We start from the raw sequence: 17,601 nt of genomic DNA on the forward strand, positions 1-17,601 counted from the left end.
CAGGAAGTTCAAAGAAAGTGCCAAGCTAACTATTAATAAAAAAAGCACGCCCATCAATCATCCTTAAGTATACAGGAGGATTGATGGGCTTTTAATACACCTTACTATCTGACGCTTACTGATTTTTTTTAACTACACTCTGCTATATAACGATCATTGATAGTTTCACACTATTGGAGAAATTACGAAAAACCGAATCTATCAACAGATCCGGCTAGTTACTGTCCTATAAATAAACGACTACTATTCCTTATCATTCTATCCATTCGAAACTAGTGTATGTAGCGCATCGTTTTTCTGAATCCAATCCAACAGTTCTGGATTGATTCGATACCCCTTCCCCCAAAGTGTTTGGATCGCTTTATGGGTCAAATTCGTTTGCTGGAACTTATTTTTGATCCGTGTAATCGTACTGGATAAGGATGCTAGATGTGATTTATTAACCTCTTCATTCCAGATTTGATGGCAAATCGTTTCTCGTGTGACGACTTTATTTCCAGCTTGAATCAAAATGAAGAGAATCTTTGTTTCTGTCTGGGACAAATGATGTAAGACCTCTAAAAATTGATAATTATCTTCTGGTGAAGAGATATTTCTCTGCAAGATGTTAGGTTTAATCAGTGAGACTTTGTCAGAAAATTTAACGTATTTTTGACTTTCGTAAGCTGGTTCTTTGGATTCTTGATGATTTTTCAGTACATACAAACATTCACGCAGTTCATCCACGGAATCTTCATTGGAGATGATCGCATGCAACATCTCCTCCTCCAAATATTGGTGATCCTTTTCAGTTACCTTTTCTTCTACTTTACGAATAATTCGAATAGAATGATTTTTTATGAGTTGAATGATTCCAATTACTTCTGACTCGCAAAGCGTTTCACTCAAAACGATGTATTGAAAATAGTTAAAAAAATCTAAGGATTCTAATCGACGAAGCGACTGTTCAAATATCCTCGCCGAACAATAGACCTCATAGTTCAATGCTTGCAATTTTTTCTGTATGGCCTGCTCGGCTAAAATATTTTTTGTCAGAATCAATACCTGATTCATGATAATCTCCCCTTTTTCTATAAGCCCTATTTATAATGATTCATTTGACTGACTGAAGCACTATGTATGTAGAAAGGAGAACGGGAAAGACGACGAATGTACGAGGCTTTCCTATTCTCTAAGTTTTATTTGTGATCCTTTCGAGATAAAACAGAAACCTTAGGATATTCATACCGTCCCTTGATCTCTTCTAAATCCGGTACATTACTTTGGGCCAATTGATCCACACGGCTTTTCAGCTCTTCATAAATACTCATAATCGTTTGACGGGATTCATCGACTTCGCAAGAAATTTCCTTAGCCCGATCATGAATTGTTTGCAATTCGGCTTCAGAATCTTTGACGATCCGCTGTGCATCTAATTTCGCTTTTTCTACCATGCGATTGGCTTGGCGACGAGCAGAGATCAAGACCTCTCCAATTTCATGCTGAGATTGAACAGCTTCCTGCTGAAGCTGGTTATTTTCCTTTTGAAGCGCATGAATTTGTTGCTGCAATTGGGCAATATGTTCACTTTCCAATACAGAATCTTGATGCTTCTGTTCTTCGATCAGTTGTTGAATTAGTTCTTCTTTTTCTAAAAGAACCTGATCTTTTTCAACAATCAATTGATCCAATTGCGTCACTAGACTTTCTTTTTCTGTCAAGTCGTTCATCATATGATCAATCTGACGTTCAAAATTCTGAATGTCTTCCTGATGATGATAAGCATCGTCTTTTTGCGTAATTGTTAATTCACGAATTTGCTGTTGCGCTTCCTGCAAATCATTTTCCAGCTGCTTATACTCTTCAATAGTCGTTTTCAGAGATTCTTCTTCCTCTTTAGCTTTTTCTAATTGCTCCTTCAAGTATCCTGTTTCTTCATTATTTTGCAGACGTTGAATCTCTTGTTTGTTGCGGCGAACTTCTGCTTCTAATTCTTGAACCTGACGACGATTCTCGGCTTTTTCTTCACCTGTTCGCAGAAGCGCTTGTTTATATTTTTCGTTTTCTTTGGTTAATCGCTGCTTTTCAAGTACACTTTCTGTGCGTGCCTGTTCTATTTGCTCTTCTTTTTCTGCTAGTGCCTGTCTTAATTCCGCTACCTCATTGGGGTGAACAGCAGCTGGTTGTTCCATTGGTTTTACATCTGTTGGTTGTTCGGTAAGCATCACTTCTTCTGGTACAGAATTGATCTCATCGATGATATTCTTGTTAAAAAACCAACCATTCTTTTTTTGTTGTGAAGTCATTTTTTTCTCCTCTTTTCTACTCATCTTCTTGAATCAATGAAAAGTCTGCGTCTGCTTTTTCTCTTGAAAATGTACAGCTGTATGTCTTTTTCTTATTTTTATCGTTCATCAAATTCATTTGGAAGGTGATCTGATTTAATTTTGTGATTGCTTTGGCTTCTTTAGCGAAGGCTTTAATGTTTTCTTTGATTTGCTCACGATTGTCTTCACTGCCAGAATCTCCCGCTAACGCGATATTCAAAGTTTGCGTCGGAATATCCAACACAATCAACGTCGTGGATAACCCAAAGTACGGACTGATTTTCGTAGATAAATCACTTTCGATCTCGTATTGTTTTTCTCGTTTTTCATCAGAAAACAATTCATTCCATGGATACTCCATCAAGCCAATGCCATTCTTGGGATACGCTTTGATGGGCATTTTGTTGATAAGTTGCTTTTGTTCTTTTTTTACGGTGTAGAGCTCGTCTTTTAACTGATTGGTTCGTTCCGTTACGATGTGCAGCTGATCCTCCATCTGAAATAGCCCATAGGTGGTTAGTAATAATCCCAGCGCTAAAAAAATCGTTAGGTATAAGAGAGCCGAAACATGCTTTTCTTGTTCTGCTTGTTTGACGTATTCCAACTTTCGTTGAAACGACAGCGGTGTATTGGGTGGGACATTGAGTCGCTGTAATTGCACCTTAATAAGCATTCGCCGAAACCAGACAATCAGTATTATTATGACCAACGCCACACTAATCCAATTTATGATCAAAATACTTTGTCCTCTTTTCCTAATTTAGTTTCTTGTTTAATCAAAATAATCAGATAATTTCTGATCCTGCTTCTTTTTCTTTATCTCTTTTAACAGTGTCCCATTCGAGAGCGCTTCTACTTTGAATTCCAAATCATCATAAATAGAGAGGACATTTTTTCGGGATTCGGAGACTTCAATCAAGATCTTTCTCGCTCGGTTACTGATATTTTCTAATTCCAATTCTGCCGAACTGATCAGTTGCTTCGCCTCTACTTCGGCTTCTTCAACAGTCCGATTTGCTTGCTTTTTCGCTGAAATCAGTACTTCACCGATTTCCTGTTGCGACTGAACTACTTCTTTTTGGAGCCGTTCATTTTTATCAATCAAGTCGTCAACTTGTTTCTTAGCTTGAATCAATTCAAGACTTTCTTCGTTGGCTTTCTGTTCCTTCAACTTACTTAACTCGATTTGTGCTTCCGCCAACTGATTGGCTAAGCGTTCTTTTTCAGCTTCTAGTTGCTCTAAATTGCTCGTCTTCTCTTCCAATTTCGCGATTTCTTCATGAGCATCAAATAAGGCACTGTTGAGGGCTTCTTTCTCTGTCGTTAGCTGGATCAGTTCTTCATTTGTTTCTTCTTGTATGTGTTCTTCCGGCAGTTGGCCTTGTTCATCGATTGCCATATGTGATTCCTCCAATGCATGTTTAAGCTTTTGTGCAACCTGCTCCTGTAACTGTTGAATCGTTTGTTTGTATTTCGCGTTTTCTTCCTTGAGTTGTATTAATTCTATTTGGATTTCTTGTTCTTTTTCTTCAAGCAATTCATCCAACACATCGTTCTCAGCTTGAAGTTCTACCAGTTTTGTCTCATTTTTTTGATGGAGGGTATGTAACTGGTGGTAATTTTGTTCCAATTCGCTGTATTGCTTTTTTAGCCGATCAAACCGTTCCAGCTCTTCTTCATGTTCTGTGGTGAGTTGACCCAGCTTTTTTTCGGTTGCTTCGTTTTCAGTCTGTGCGGCTTGGTAATTCGTTTGATATTCCTTTAACTGTCGTGTGAGTTCTTTTAGTTTAACCGAATTGGCTTCCTTTCCCGATGTTTCTTTTTTGATTCGATCCGTTGTCTCTGTTAACTCTTTCTGTTTTTCTTTTAGCTCTAGTTGCTTTTCTTCTAACTGTTGTTGGAGAAGGACAACCTTCGATTCCGCTTTAGTTTTCTCGTCAACTGTTTCGGATAACTTTTCTTGCCACTGGTTATCCCGATCACTTAGTCCTTCCTCTAAACGGGTTCGTTCAAAAGCTAATTTTTCATTCAATTCTTCCTTTTCCGTTTCTAACTGACGGATACGTGCTTCGGATGATTCTTTTCGGCTCTCTAAACCCACTTGAACAGAGTTGCTTTCTTGTTGTTCAGATTGAGTAACTTTTTCTTGAACATCTTGTTCATGTTCTTGAACGAATGTTTCAAGTTCCTCTTCGGAATCCCCTATTTCTTCTCCCCTCTCCAAAGGATCAGAAATGCGAATAGTTTCGTTGTACAGTTCTTCCGCATTCAATTCCTCTTCTGTGATATCATTGATGAATTCCTTCAAGGCTTGCGTTGATAGCCATTTTCTCTTTTTCTTGTTCTCTGCCATTAGCCCTTCCCACCATCATTCTTCAGATTCTTTTCGGAAACATTCTTTTTATTAAAGTCACTCTCACCATTTTCACGGGAATAATTTACATTGTAGATAATGTTCTTTTCCTTGCCCACAGCGATAACCATCCGAACATGGATGTCTGTCAATTCATAGATCGCCTCAGCTTCCTTCGCAAAGGCATCAATGTTCTTTTGAACCATTTTCTTACTTATATCGTCATCCGTTTGACCGTTCAATTGAAGCGAAAGTGTTTTTGGCACAGCCAATGAAACCGTCGTATCCATAGAACCAAAATAAGGAAACGTCGTTTGAGAAATCGATGCTTCTATTTGTTTTTGTAAGTCAGAATCTTTAGTTTCTGTAGCTAACTTATCCCACTCATACTTGTTAAGTCCGATTCCCTCTTTTGGATAGTTCTTTAAAGGTATACTGGCAATAAGTGCAGTTTGTTGTTTCTCTAATTGAGAAATTCGTTCCTTCATCTCCGTGTTTTGTGTCTTTAGATTCTGTTGATCATCCACTAAAACTAGAAATGAACCGATAACGAACATTATTCCAAAAACAATCATCAGACACGTAAATAGTAGATAACGAATATGTCGGGCTTGTTCGATCCTTCTTAAATGATTGACCTTTCGCCGAAATATTGACGTTTGATCGGGTTCTTTTTGAATTTCGGTAAATCGCCTCTCGAATAGAATTCGAACAATCGTTAAACCAAGGGCCAAAGCAACGAATCCGGCACTGATTACACTTAGTACGACTATCATGATTTTTCCTCTAGCAGAATTCTTTTATTCATTCACTGTCCACCTGCTTTCTTATCAATGATGGGAGTTTGAATTGAACGGTTCCCTCAATGTCTGTCTTTTTGGCAAATCCGAAGGTCCGGCTGTCCTTCGATACATCGATATGATCCCCAGTTGTGAAGTACATTCCTTTAGGGATCTTCGTTAATTCTTGAAACTCTTCGGCAACTGCTGGAGAAAGTTGAAACGTATAAGTAGTTTCAAAATCCCCATGTTCACCGATATTCAATACCATCCGATCATTGCGGATAAACATTGTATCCCCGGGCATACCAATCACACGTTTCACAAATTTTCCGTCTTCGCCTTTAATCGAAAAAGCGATCATGTCATAGCGTAGTATCTTGTGCCGCTTTTTGACTAAGACCATGTCTTTTTCTGTCAGAGCCGGACTCATTGACGTGCCAGAGATGGGATGGAAACTATACTCTCTTCGCACTAATTGTCCTGAAACGTACATCACCACGAAGAGTAGTAGTGTCAAAATAGTCAGTACCAGACTTTTCCCAAGGGATCGTTTTGGTGGACGTTCCTCTTTTTTCGTTTGACGTGATTGAACAGTTGCCATAAGTCACGGTGCTCCTTTTACTTTGCTTTAATATATGAAACCTGATCTGATGTGGCTAAAGCATTGTCAATTACTCGATAAGAGATGATTGTTCCACCATAGACATTTCCCTCTGAAATCAAAATCCCTTCTGGACGAACCACTTCAACAAAAGCCACATGACCATAGCGTGAATCAGAACCAGCTACACCAGGCTTAAAAGAAATCAACCAACCTGCCTTTGGTTTTTGACTAACTTCATAGCCAAGTGCCTTCCCTTTACTTGCCCATTGGCCGCCATTGCCCATATAATCATCGACTGTTTTGCCTAATTGGTTTACTCGATTAAAGGCATACCATGTGCATTGACCAACTGGATAAGATCCGGAACTGTTATAATCTACACCGTTGTAATCAGGATATTTCATGCGATTTCGATATTCTTCCGGAATTTCTTCCTTTCCTTTGATAAAGACACCAGAATTCCCATCTGTAGTCTTTACTTGATCATAGTGAGTCAAATGATAAAGCGCGATGATCGAGTTCAATTTTTGACCATACATGGTATCGGTCGCATAAGTTCCAGTCAAAGCATTGGTGGTGCGCAGATAATTTTTCGCTTCTGAACGCCAAGTTTGCCTGTAGTAACCATCATTGCCAGAGATACCTCCACGGATTAGTTGTACGTAATCGCCAAGCGAGGCCGCGTAATTCGGATATTTACGGAATGCGGAATTTATTGAATACAGATCTCCATTTCCACGATCTTCTTGAGTGGACATCGAAACAGATTGCCCTTGATAAGTTCCCTTAATTCCAAACAAATTAAAGTTAGGTGAAAGGGACAAGGTACTGGTTCCCGAACCACTTTCCAATAACGCTTGGGCAATCATCACGGATGCAAAGACATCATATTCTTGGCCTAACTTCTGAGCATCTTCCGCAATTGTTTCGATAAACTTCTTTGCACTCTCATTTTCGGTAAAATTCATCGATGCGGGGTACTCTGCCAATACTTGTTTCCCATACTCTGTTAGTGCCGTTTCCGGCAATTCTTGTACTAAGAACTCTTCTTCCAGATCAAGAGTTTCGAGAATAACCTGTCGTTGAGTTACTTTCTTTTCTTTCTCTTCCGATTCTTCATTAATTGATGTACGTTCTTTTGTATCTTCTTCAACCTCTACATCATCAACGGTTAAGTAATAATCATTCCCGATATAGATCCCTAGTACACTATCCTTATCTTTTTTCTTTTGATAAATCAGACTGCCGACGGTAATTTCTTCTGGCATTTTTTCTGGTTTCCCTGAAATTTCTAAATCGAATAAGTTCTGATAGATCTCTGTTGCTAATTGTTCCGCGCTATAGGTTTCTTCTTGTTCGTTTCCAAGCTGCTTAATCCCTTCGTAAATCAAAACCGCGTGATCCTGGTTTTCAAAACTGCTTAACAATGGTAGTTCAAAACCCTTCAGATCCGACTGCGCAACTTCTGTTGTCTTCAGTTCACTCGGCAGATTTAAGGTACTTGTTTCCGAAAATGCCTCTGGTGCAGATGGCGCAACGAATGCGTTCGACTGGACACTTGTATTATTCGTAGTGGCAGGTGCTGGCTGTGTAGTTGGTGACACAGGTGTTGGCTTCATCGGTTTTGTCGGTTGTTTTGAGCCTTGACTCGTAGACGGTTGGGTTGGCTCTATACTACTCGGTGTTGTTTCGCTTGGTTTCGTTTGGCTCGGTTTCGGATTGCTTGGCTTTGTGGAACTGCTCGGCATCGTAGTGCTCGATGTCGATGTACTACTGGATGTCGAATTGGTTGTACTCGTACTTGTTGAACTAGTACTGGTCGATGAATCCACTGTACTGCTCTCAGTTGGACTCGTGTCTGACGGTTTTGATGACGACGGAACGGACTCTGAACTGGCAGACGGCTCAGGCAAAGTACTCGACTCTTCTATCGGCTGCGCTGGCTGTTCTTCTACTGGTGCAGGACTTTCTGCTTCAGGAACAATGCCTTCCTCGTCAGGTGTTTCACTGCTCTCTGGAATAGTAACGATACTTTCCACAGTGCCCGTTTCTACGATTAATGAGGAGTCTTTTGTCAGCTCCCCTGCCTTTAATACGCCGCTACGTATACTGGCGAGTCCTCCGATAAAGACGAGAACCCCACAAACACCTAGTACTATTTTTTTCATGAACGTCTCCCCTTCTAAATCAGACTAAAGAATAAAATTGGTAATAAGAATAATAAGAACAACGGAACAACTGTCTGCATCGGATCAGAAATGATCTTGGCAGCTAGGGTCATGCTTACTCGTTCAGGCTCAGACACAGGATCTTTTTTCACGATCGTTCCGTCAATCTTTCCATCGTCTCGTTTCAGTTTCAGTTTCTTGAACAACTCGTCCTCCGCATCATGCAGCGGTTCCACACTTTTGAGATTTCCTTGAACAAGACGCCGATAGATCGTTCCAATGTCCCCTTCACAGCGCAAGAGTGTAATTTTCGCGATCCCATTTTTCGGCTCTTTTTCCACATAAGAAACCTCTGTCTCTTCGATGATCTTGTTCAAAGAAACCTCGTAGACATAGACATTTTTAAAATCCGTTGTGTAGATCAACTGTCCTTTTTTTAAATCTTGAATCCGATGCAACAATACATCTTTATCAAAGATATTATGGGTAAGTACCACGTAGTTTCCACGTCCCAATTGTTGATCGGAGCGATAAGTCGCCGCTCCAGTCAACAGGTTTTCATTGGCCATTCCGGCGAGGATCGGCAGATCAATCGAGACATCGGGAATCACGAGCTTTCCGATGCCCCAATTGTTGGTGGTTGTTTGAACCACCGATTTTGCTTTGGCATAATCAGAGATTTTTACACTGGCGATCTGTTTCTCCCCGTAGTTCGCCTTTTGGATTTTGTCGATATTATAAGAGCTCAATTCCTCTGTCGCTCCGACATTGACTGCCGCCGATGCCGGCTCCTGTTCCATATGAAGATAGCCATAGATCGCCGTGATTAGTACCGCCGTCATCGTTATGAATAGGATAATGAAGAGCGTCTTCGTTACTGTAAATAGTCGTTTCAAATTCTTCCGGGCTTTCGCCGCGATGATTGGATCATCGGAGCGGAATCGTTTGATGAACCGACGGTATAAACCCATCAATAACGCAAAGATCGCGATATTCAAACCTAGTGTTGCCAGCACAATATTTTGATAACTCCAGGTATTGCGTTTCTTCACTTTTTTCTTGACTGCCGTTTTGTAATCAATGCGATGCCCTGTGACTAACAGTCGAAACGTATTGATTCCCGGTGGCGTACAGGTCAATAGTGTGACTTTGTCTTTTCCCTTATGTATCTTGACCTTGTCGACATCGCTTGGCAGAATCTCTTCAAAAGAATCGATTTCATAAGCCAAACGTTTGCCTAGAATATTGATAAAAAACAAATCGCCTTCTTTTAGGTTACGGATATCCGTAAAGAGTACTTGGTTTTTGACCCCACTGTGTCCCGTAATGACTGAGTGAGTGTTCTTTCCGCCAATCGGGATTGAACTGGGTTCAAAATGACCTAACCCTTTTTCCAATGTTTTAAAGGACGTGCCGTGAAAAAAAGGCATTTGTTTGATATCAATCGCAGGAATGTCCACAGTTCCCATGACATCGCCCTGCTTCATGATCTTGTTGTAAACCACTGGATTTCCTGCGGGAAGATTTTCCTGCTTCGCATAAATGTACTCGTTATAAGCTTTGGCTAATGCCCATTGTTTGTCTTTTTCCTTTTGGGACATCTTTTTCATCGTGTCGTCGTATTCAGAGACTGCCTGACTGCGTTCACGATTGGCTAAGTAATTCCCAACAATTGGATAAAGAAGCGTCAACACGCCGCCAACGATCATAATGATTGCGAAAATCTTTAAAAAAGAGTGTTTTCGTTTTGGCTTGTTTCGTTTCTTCATGACGGGTCCTTCTTTCCAATAGAGAGTTACAATTTGAAAGAAAGAATCAAGGATACAAAATAGGTCCGCATCCTAGATTCTTTCTTCAGTAATGATGCATCAATCAATTCTTAAAAAACATCTTTTTTGCGATGAATACTAAGCATTCCAAAAGCACCCATAGTAATAATCATCGCCAAAATCCATAGAAGTACTTGTGCGGTTCCAATGTTTCCACTGGTTTGCGGCAGCTTCTTAATTTCTCCTTTTTCATCGACTTCGATTGGCGTACCATCCGGTCCCTTTGTCACAGGTACCTTAGGGGTGTCGCCTACAACGCTGGATTTCGGATAGATATAGACCTCATTCAAAGGTTCTCCCGTTTGTTGAGGAAACGGCAGCTCAACGACAACGGGTTCCATTACATCTTTAAGCTGTGCGTGTTCCTTCTCAACAATCTGATACATCCCTTGAACAAGGTTGCCTGCATGAGCGAGCCCATTTTCATCCGTGGTCACCGTTGTTTGAAACGCGCCATCCCCTTGAACAGGTTCAAATCCAGATGCTCCTTGGATTGGTGTGACACGCGTAATTTCATAAGACATCCCTGGCAGCGGGTCAAGAGTTTTGCCATTTGCATCTTTCACTTGATCGACTTTCGTTCCATCTAACGGCAACGTATCGGCAATCTTTTCAAAATCGACAATCTTGTACTTTTGAATGTAGATGTTATAACCAGAATTCTCCATATCTTTAGCTGCATCTGCTTCGGCATGAGCAGATGCCACTCCGCCAAAGCTCAGGAAGGAAACAAACAAACAGAACAACAAACGACGTAGTTTTTTCATTTTAGTTTCCTCCCCTTACTTTGATCGGTCGAAAATGTAAGAATACTCCGGCCATACCAATTATCAAGAGAGCCACGGACACAATCAAGATGATTCGCATCGCTTTGGTTCCACCAGTAAATGGTAATTTGGTTTGACCTTTATCTGAAACATGCACAATAGCCACATAGTTGTACTGTGGAACATTTACATGGATTGGATCTTTTAATAATTCAAATCCATCCGGTGCTTTTGTTTCAACGATTGTATAATCACCAGGAGGTAAACTAATATCAAATTCCAACCAGCCCGAATTATCAGTCACTTGAATAGTACCGATTTTATCCGCTGCCTTTGGATTGTCACTCTTACCTTTGTACAATTGGAACTCTGCGCCTTTTAAGGCATGTGTTGTACTGGACTCAATTTCGGCATCACTTAACTTTCCATCCCCATCAGCATCAATAACAGAACCCTCTTCATACTTAAAAAGTTTAATCCTTGATAAACGAGATAATCCCGCATTAACATCAGTCACACTATAAATTTTATCCGTTCCAGTAAGTAATGTAGGTAGGTTCTCCAAGACTGGTTGTTTATATTCCGGTGTTTTAAAGTCCTCTGGATCTGCTTTCGAGTTAAGCGTAGGATCACTACCAACTAACTGCTTAGTTACAATAGCGATTTTTTGAGTAACGACAATATCGCCCACCATAAATTCTGCAAGGTAGTCCCCTTCAGGTAAATTATTAAATTTATATTTGCCTTTATCAGCCCCTGTAGATTCTGTCTTAACATTTGAATCTCCTGAAGAGTCAATAAATTTCTCACCTATTAGGTTTTCCTTTACTAATTGTTTGACGTAGCTTCCATTTTTTTTACTAGTCCGGTAAAGTTTTACTGAAATATTTCCAACCGGCTCTTCTCCAGAATTAATCAAACCATTGTAGTTATCGTCATACCAGACATATCCAGAAAAATCTCTACCGTAAACCGTTGTCTCAACAACGTTACTGTTTGTAGGTAGATCAAGCTTGTTATTTATTGAAGCTCCATTTTTATAAATGTTCCCAGCCATTTGATTTGTTGGAGAAATTGTAATTTTTATTTTTAGTTTGTCCCCTATGCCCATTTCGTCTTTCACAAACATAAAACCTTTAGCATTTTTAACTTTTGTAATGCTTTCTGTCTTAGGATTAAATTTCGACCAAAGAGATAAATCTATACTATTTGGATTAGTTTTTTCAGAGCCAGAAGTTAAACTATTATTATAATAAATATCCGCACTCCCATCAGCTATCTCTACTTTTTTGATTGTGTAAGAACCGTTGAAATTCGTTCCACGTGTATCTCCTTGATAAGGCAAGATATCCATTAACCTTAAATCTAATAACTTTTCAGAACTGTTGTTTGTTAAATCAACTGTGTAAGTAATATCTGTACTTAAGCTTGTATCTGCTGAATCATTTTCACCTACCTCAATTGCTTCTTTATCAACACTTTTTTTAAGTATAATTTGTTGGCTTTGAGTTAACTGAACTTTTCCATAAGAAGTACGAAAGTATGCTCCTTTTACATCTTTTTGACTAGGATCATCTGTCAGCCATATCTCTCCCACTGTCTTCACTGTTTGCTCAGCTACAAGTGAAGAATTAAAAGTCAGATTCTTTAATATGGTTGTTGTTGTAAAATCAACTTCAGCTAAATCGGAATTCATCGGATTTCGTTTAGGAAGCTCCCAAACTATGGTAGTTGTTCCATCGGCATTATTTACAAGACTTTTTGGAGTTATTTTTTTTCCAGTATTGTCTACAGCCGAACCTTCATCATAAGCAAGACCATTAGGTAATGTTGTGGTCAATTGAATAGTATGATTCACTGGTAATTTAGAATTGATTTCTCCAGTAACTTTCCATTTCACAGTTTCATTTGTCTTATAGATATTTTTTTTAGGATTAGTAGTTGTTTCAATCCCAAAAGGTACGATAAACACTGAATCTCCCCAATGTCCACCACCATTATGGCTAGCAGTACATTTCCCAGATGAATCAAAGGTAGATGGAGTATAATTTTCACCCAATGCCGGCATCTGATTTAGAAGTGTTCCATTTTTATCATAAGAATACGAATCCATAGTTACTACATGAGAATCACCATTCGAATCTTTAGCTCCTGCTTTACCAATAATCTCTACTGGGACCCGAAAATAAAAGCTATAATCTTTCTCCTCCGATAAAACCGATACCGCTTTTATTGCTCCTATTTTCCCGCCGGAGGCTACTGCCGCCGTCGAAGAACTGTACCAAGTGTATTCATTTTCTAGCGTACTCTTCGCTTTCCTTGTAAGTGAAGGCATATTTCCAGATTTTTTAATACCATATTTAAGCTGACTTTTATCAACATAGCCCGTTTTAGAGAGCGCCGTTAAATCCATTTCCCTAGTCGGATCATATTTGAAGGAATTGGCATTCCACCTTAGAAATGTTTCTACTTTCCTAACCGCTGAAGGATTAGCATAAGCAATCTGTCCAAGATATGCATCACTTGCTCCTTGCTCAACTTTTCCATCACCCGAAATGGATCTATGTGGGTTCCCGCTACTATCGTAAGGAGCTATTATTCCTTTATCGACGTTATATCTCATTACACCCACACCTGTTGTATAAGCACCGCTTGGTTCTTTTCCTGCAGAAATCACAGTCTCTGTATTTACAGAGTGACTTTCGCCTTCATAGGTGATACTTGAAATATTTACTGTTGTTTGGTAAACACCTTTAGCTTTTGATTCCAGATATTCTCTAGACCATTCGACGACCATACTAACACTAGAAAAAATTTTATTATTAGCTGAGACTTTATTTCCAGCTAAAGTATACGTATAAGGATTATTCAATGCAGCATAATTCCCATTACTTACCAAAAATGAGTTTCCCGATGCTAAAGTGATAAAATCTCCCGAATTGAAAGCACCAATCTGTTTCTTTTCATTGGTACTAACGGCAGGTTCCTGCAAATAGAGTTTGCCAGTATTCCCCCTGGGAATCGCCAAATCGATTAACGCATCTGTAAACTTCAGCGAATTTCCAGCTGTATTGTATTCTTTCCAGGTCCAGTTAGACGCGGTAGTACTAGAAGTTGCTGGAGAGTATGCTATAGGCTTAACCGGCTTTGCACCAGTACTACTGAAAGGAACATTTGCAAATGTTCCTCCATCAGTCGCGCTATACTTAGAGCTTGAAGTTATAGAATAGCTAACGTTACCACTGGGAAATGTCGCTCCTCTGAAATCACCTACAGCTCTTCCAACTAAGGTTTTTAAAGTAAGTGTAACTCCTAATCCTACTGCATCCCAGTCGTTACTTTTTCCTGTACCAGGGCTTCCTTGAACAAACGAGTTGAGATTGACCCTACCACCTTTATGCAATGTTGGTTCTATTGATGCTTTGGCTGTAACTTTTGTCTGAGGAACGTTCAGATTCGTCTCATTAGTTGAATCATATTCTTTATTTATCTCAACGACTTCACCAGTCTTCTCATTTTCCGCACTTAAAATAGTTAGTTTGATATTTGGTTGTAAATTATGACCATGCTTTGCACCAAAGACACATACAACAATCGGAATAATAATATTACTATTTCCCGGTTCAGTCAGAGTATCTTCTACATAACCGAGTGAAGATTTCGTTTTTGACGTATCATCTCTTAGTTCTCCATAATCTTCTGGTCCTTGCATCACAGCCGCATTGAACCGCTCTTCACCATCAGCTGCAATGGTATAGGCATTTGGTAATTCCATGTCTAATCGATACTTTACATTTTTATAATTCACTGCGGGGTTGGTACTTTCCATAGAAAATGCCACTTTATATGCAACAGAATCATAAGTTCTGACAACACCATTTTCACCATTCAGGTCGTACCCCGGGAGGCTACTTCCTACAAGGTCAAAATCCTTAGTTCCATCAGTTACACTAAGACGTAGTCCAGTTACCTCAACAGCAGGATTTGATTTCGTTTTCACACTAACTCCCGTTTCATTTAAACTAGGTAGTTCCCCTTGAAACTCTAATGGTTTAAAAGAATCTTTAGCGGTGAATTCTTTTTCTTCTACTTCATTTAATGTCGGCAAAGAAGCGTTTTTTTCTTTCTTTATAAACTGGAACAATGTTTGTTCTTTGTTTTCCGTTACAGAAGTAACTCCAACATCTACTTTTCCTTGAACCTGTTTTTCAAAAAATAGTTTTGTTGTAGAATTTTGGACTATTTTTAAATACGTGGAAATAGTTTTTCCCTCACCATTAGTGACATAAATTAATTCATTCTGATTCAATCCATCAGTTGAGTTTATAGATCCGTCAACAGTTTCTTGTTTCTCTTCTATTTGCTTAATTATCTCTTCTTCTTTAAAGTCCGTTTCAGAAATACTTTTCACTAGAAGGTCTTCTTGTTTTGAAGAAATCGTAAACTTATTCACATCGGAAAATCTAAGTAGTTGCCCTCCCTTAGATTCAATACCTAATTGTTCAGATGAGGATTTTGTTTCCAACAAATCCTGTGTGATGTTTTTATCATCCCTATAAACATTTACTAATACATCTTTAGTATCATCAGCTTTCAAGAGCATTCCTTTAGGAGTAGTTAGGTATAAAACTACTCCTAAAAGAAGAATGATGGGAAGAACAATTGCGATTTTTTTATTTTTCCTTATTTTCTGCATGACTTGCCCATCCTTTCATCGTCTCTATTGAACGGTACGGCGTTTTTTATCAATTGCGATTGACGCTGTACCAATTGTGATTGCCCCAATTGCAATAATGATCAACAATGTTGTTCCTGTTCCACCTGTAAATGGTAATTTAGTTTGTACTTTATTTTCTACATGTACTAATACATCTTTGGGATCCAATTTTACCGTTACTTTAATCGGATCTTTCAATAACTCAAATCCATCGGGTGATGTTGTTTCCACTAACCAATAATCTCTTTCAATATCCGCATGTGCCCATGTTGGTTCGTCTGCATCTTGAATGCCATCTCCATCAGTATCTGTGTACCAATCTAGTGCCAATCCATCAAATTGTGCATGTCCACTTGCATCTGTTGTATCTTTTAAGAATGTCACTCCTGTTGGTAACGCTGGTGTAGCAGTCCCATCATCATTCAAAGTATATGATTCTCCGTTTGATGCTAAGTATTTCTTATCTTTTGCATTTTGTTCACTCGTTGCAATATAGAATTCTGCTCCTGCTAATTTCTTCGAACTGTCTTCTTCTGTTTTATCAATCTCAAATCCACCATCAAAATATTCCGGGTTATTTTCACTCGGTGTATCTACTGGCTTTTGACCTGGAATCAAGTATCCACTATCAAATTCATTTTCAATATAACCATTAAAGTCTACATCCGTATGTGTATGATAAATTGCACGAATATCTGTGTAGTTACCTTCGACTTTTTTCATTCCAGCTTCTGTCAATTCAATACGAACATCCGTCTTTGTTCCATCTTTTACTTTAGAGATCGGGCTTGTCGTTGCCGCAGCACCATCTTTTGTTACCGTATAGTCAGTGTTCAAAGTTAATTTCGTCCATGTTGAACCATCGTATACTTCAACTTCTACATCATCCAAGTGTAATTGCTCATTTAATTCATCATGAATATAGAAATGATTCGCATAGACTTCATCTCCTGCACTTACAACTAAATCCGGTAATTTATTTCCATCTTTATCATAGACATTCGTAATAGTCATGTCCTTATCTGCTTCGAAATACAGCCCTGTAGGCAATTTCACTTGTGCTTCCCATTGGAACGACTGACCAGCTTTAATCGAATAGCCTTTTTGTCCCTCAATTGTTTTATCCAATGATGTATCATTAACAATATTTTTCGGGTACACATGAACGTCATAAATTAACTTATTTTCATTGTCCCGTTTTGTTTGTGGCAAATATGCAAAGAATGGTGCCATTGGTGTTGCGACTTTTTTCGATTCACCAGTTCCATCAGTATACGTATAATCACCACTGGCATTTGGAACTTCACGAATCAGGTAAATACCATCCGCTGCTTTACCATTACCAACATTGAAAGTAGTCGTACCAAAACCAGCACCTGTCGTATAATCACCGGTCTTTTGCTTAATTGCTGTAAATGTTGGATCTACATCATAATGCGTTCCAGCTACTTGTTTCGTTGGATCATCTAAAGCATAGTAGTTACCAGATGAATCCTTTTTAGGAATAACACGGACGATTTCAAATTCTACATCACCCATCAAATCTTTTCCTGCCAAACTAGGAGCAGTTCCGGGATCCAATTTCTCCCCATCTCCACGTTCGCCTAATTCAGCCGAACTTTTGATTTCATATTTCCATAGAGTGATTGTTCGATCTGATGTATTGTCAGATATTGCATTAGTGCTAATATACGGTGTATCTGGTGTTGCATAGACCACTGATCCTAATCCCGTGCCTGCTGACCCTAAGATTGCCAAGACCCCTAACGTTGTTGCTGTTTTACTTATCCATTTTCTTTTATTCTTCATAATGAACTCCTTTACTTTTGTTTTTTACTCTTAAATTAGCTAAACTAGATACATGAGAAGTGGTTACCGCCAAATTTCTCACATAGTCCTTTTTCCAATGTTCAAGGAAGATTGCTTTCTTCTTTGAGCATTGGGAAATCATAAAAAATTAGTATGTCTGTCCTTCGATAAACATACCTCCTTTCAAGATTCGAATAAGTTAACTTTTTTGGTTAAGATCCTTAGTTCTCAACAAATAACTAACATAATTTATTCTTAGTCCTGCA

11 protein-coding genes are annotated in these 17,601 nt (G+C 39.0%); all 11 read right to left on the reverse strand.

Annotated elements, in window-relative coordinates:
* Positions 1-258 precede the first annotated feature (258 nt).
* The gene (locus KQI58_RS15660) at positions 259-1,053 is read right to left on the reverse strand and encodes a helix-turn-helix domain-containing protein (protein WP_216409973.1); all 795 of its coding nucleotides are present in this window, start codon (positions 1,051-1,053) and stop codon (positions 259-261) included.
* 125 nt (positions 1,054-1,178) lie between these two features.
* Entirely contained in the window at positions 1,179-2,285 is a 1,107-nt protein-coding gene (locus KQI58_RS15665; protein WP_216409974.1) for a hypothetical protein, read from the reverse strand.
* A 16-nt stretch (positions 2,286-2,301) separates the two neighbouring features.
* Positions 2,302-3,042, reverse strand: coding sequence for a hypothetical protein (locus KQI58_RS15670; RefSeq protein ID WP_253295978.1), 741 nt, complete (start codon positions 3,040-3,042; stop codon positions 2,302-2,304).
* Between the two features lie 36 nt (positions 3,043-3,078).
* Positions 3,079-4,659: a hypothetical protein gene (locus KQI58_RS15675; protein WP_216409975.1), complete on the reverse strand. Its 1,581-nt coding sequence runs from the start codon at positions 4,657-4,659 to the stop codon at positions 3,079-3,081.
* Entirely contained in the window at positions 4,659-5,435 is a 777-nt protein-coding gene (locus tag KQI58_RS15680) for a hypothetical protein (RefSeq protein ID WP_216409976.1), read from the reverse strand. The genes KQI58_RS15675 and KQI58_RS15680 overlap by 1 nt, the downstream gene beginning before the upstream one ends.
* 28 nt (positions 5,436-5,463) lie before the next feature.
* Positions 5,464-6,042, reverse strand: a complete 579-nt coding sequence (gene lepB, locus KQI58_RS15685; RefSeq protein WP_216409977.1) for a signal peptidase I — start codon at positions 6,040-6,042, stop codon at positions 5,464-5,466.
* A 17-nt stretch (positions 6,043-6,059) separates the two neighbouring features.
* Complete coding sequence (locus tag KQI58_RS15690) at positions 6,060-8,213, reverse strand: glucosaminidase domain-containing protein (RefSeq protein ID WP_216409978.1); 2,154 nt, start codon at positions 8,211-8,213, stop codon at positions 6,060-6,062.
* A 14-nt stretch (positions 8,214-8,227) separates the two neighbouring features.
* The gene (locus KQI58_RS15695) at positions 8,228-9,982 is read right to left on the reverse strand and encodes a sortase family protein (RefSeq protein WP_216409979.1); all 1,755 of its coding nucleotides are present in this window, start codon (positions 9,980-9,982) and stop codon (positions 8,228-8,230) included.
* Positions 9,983-10,092: 110 nt separating this feature from the next.
* Positions 10,093-10,809: a pilin N-terminal domain-containing protein gene (locus tag KQI58_RS15700; RefSeq protein WP_216409980.1), complete on the reverse strand. Its 717-nt coding sequence runs from the start codon at positions 10,807-10,809 to the stop codon at positions 10,093-10,095.
* Between the two features lies 1 nt (position 10,810).
* Positions 10,811-15,505 (reverse strand): SpaA isopeptide-forming pilin-related protein, encoded by a 4,695-nt coding sequence (locus KQI58_RS15705; protein WP_216409981.1) that lies wholly within the window; start codon positions 15,503-15,505, stop codon positions 10,811-10,813.
* 24 nt (positions 15,506-15,529) lie between these two features.
* Positions 15,530-17,335, reverse strand: coding sequence for a SpaH/EbpB family LPXTG-anchored major pilin (locus tag KQI58_RS15710; RefSeq protein WP_216409982.1), 1,806 nt, complete (start codon positions 17,333-17,335; stop codon positions 15,530-15,532).
* Positions 17,336-17,601: the final 266 nt, after the last annotated feature.

Origin of the sequence: Enterococcus raffinosus (genome assembly GCF_018917525.1) — a bacterium.
Classification (GTDB): domain Bacteria; phylum Bacillota; class Bacilli; order Lactobacillales; family Enterococcaceae; genus Enterococcus_A; species Enterococcus_A raffinosus_A.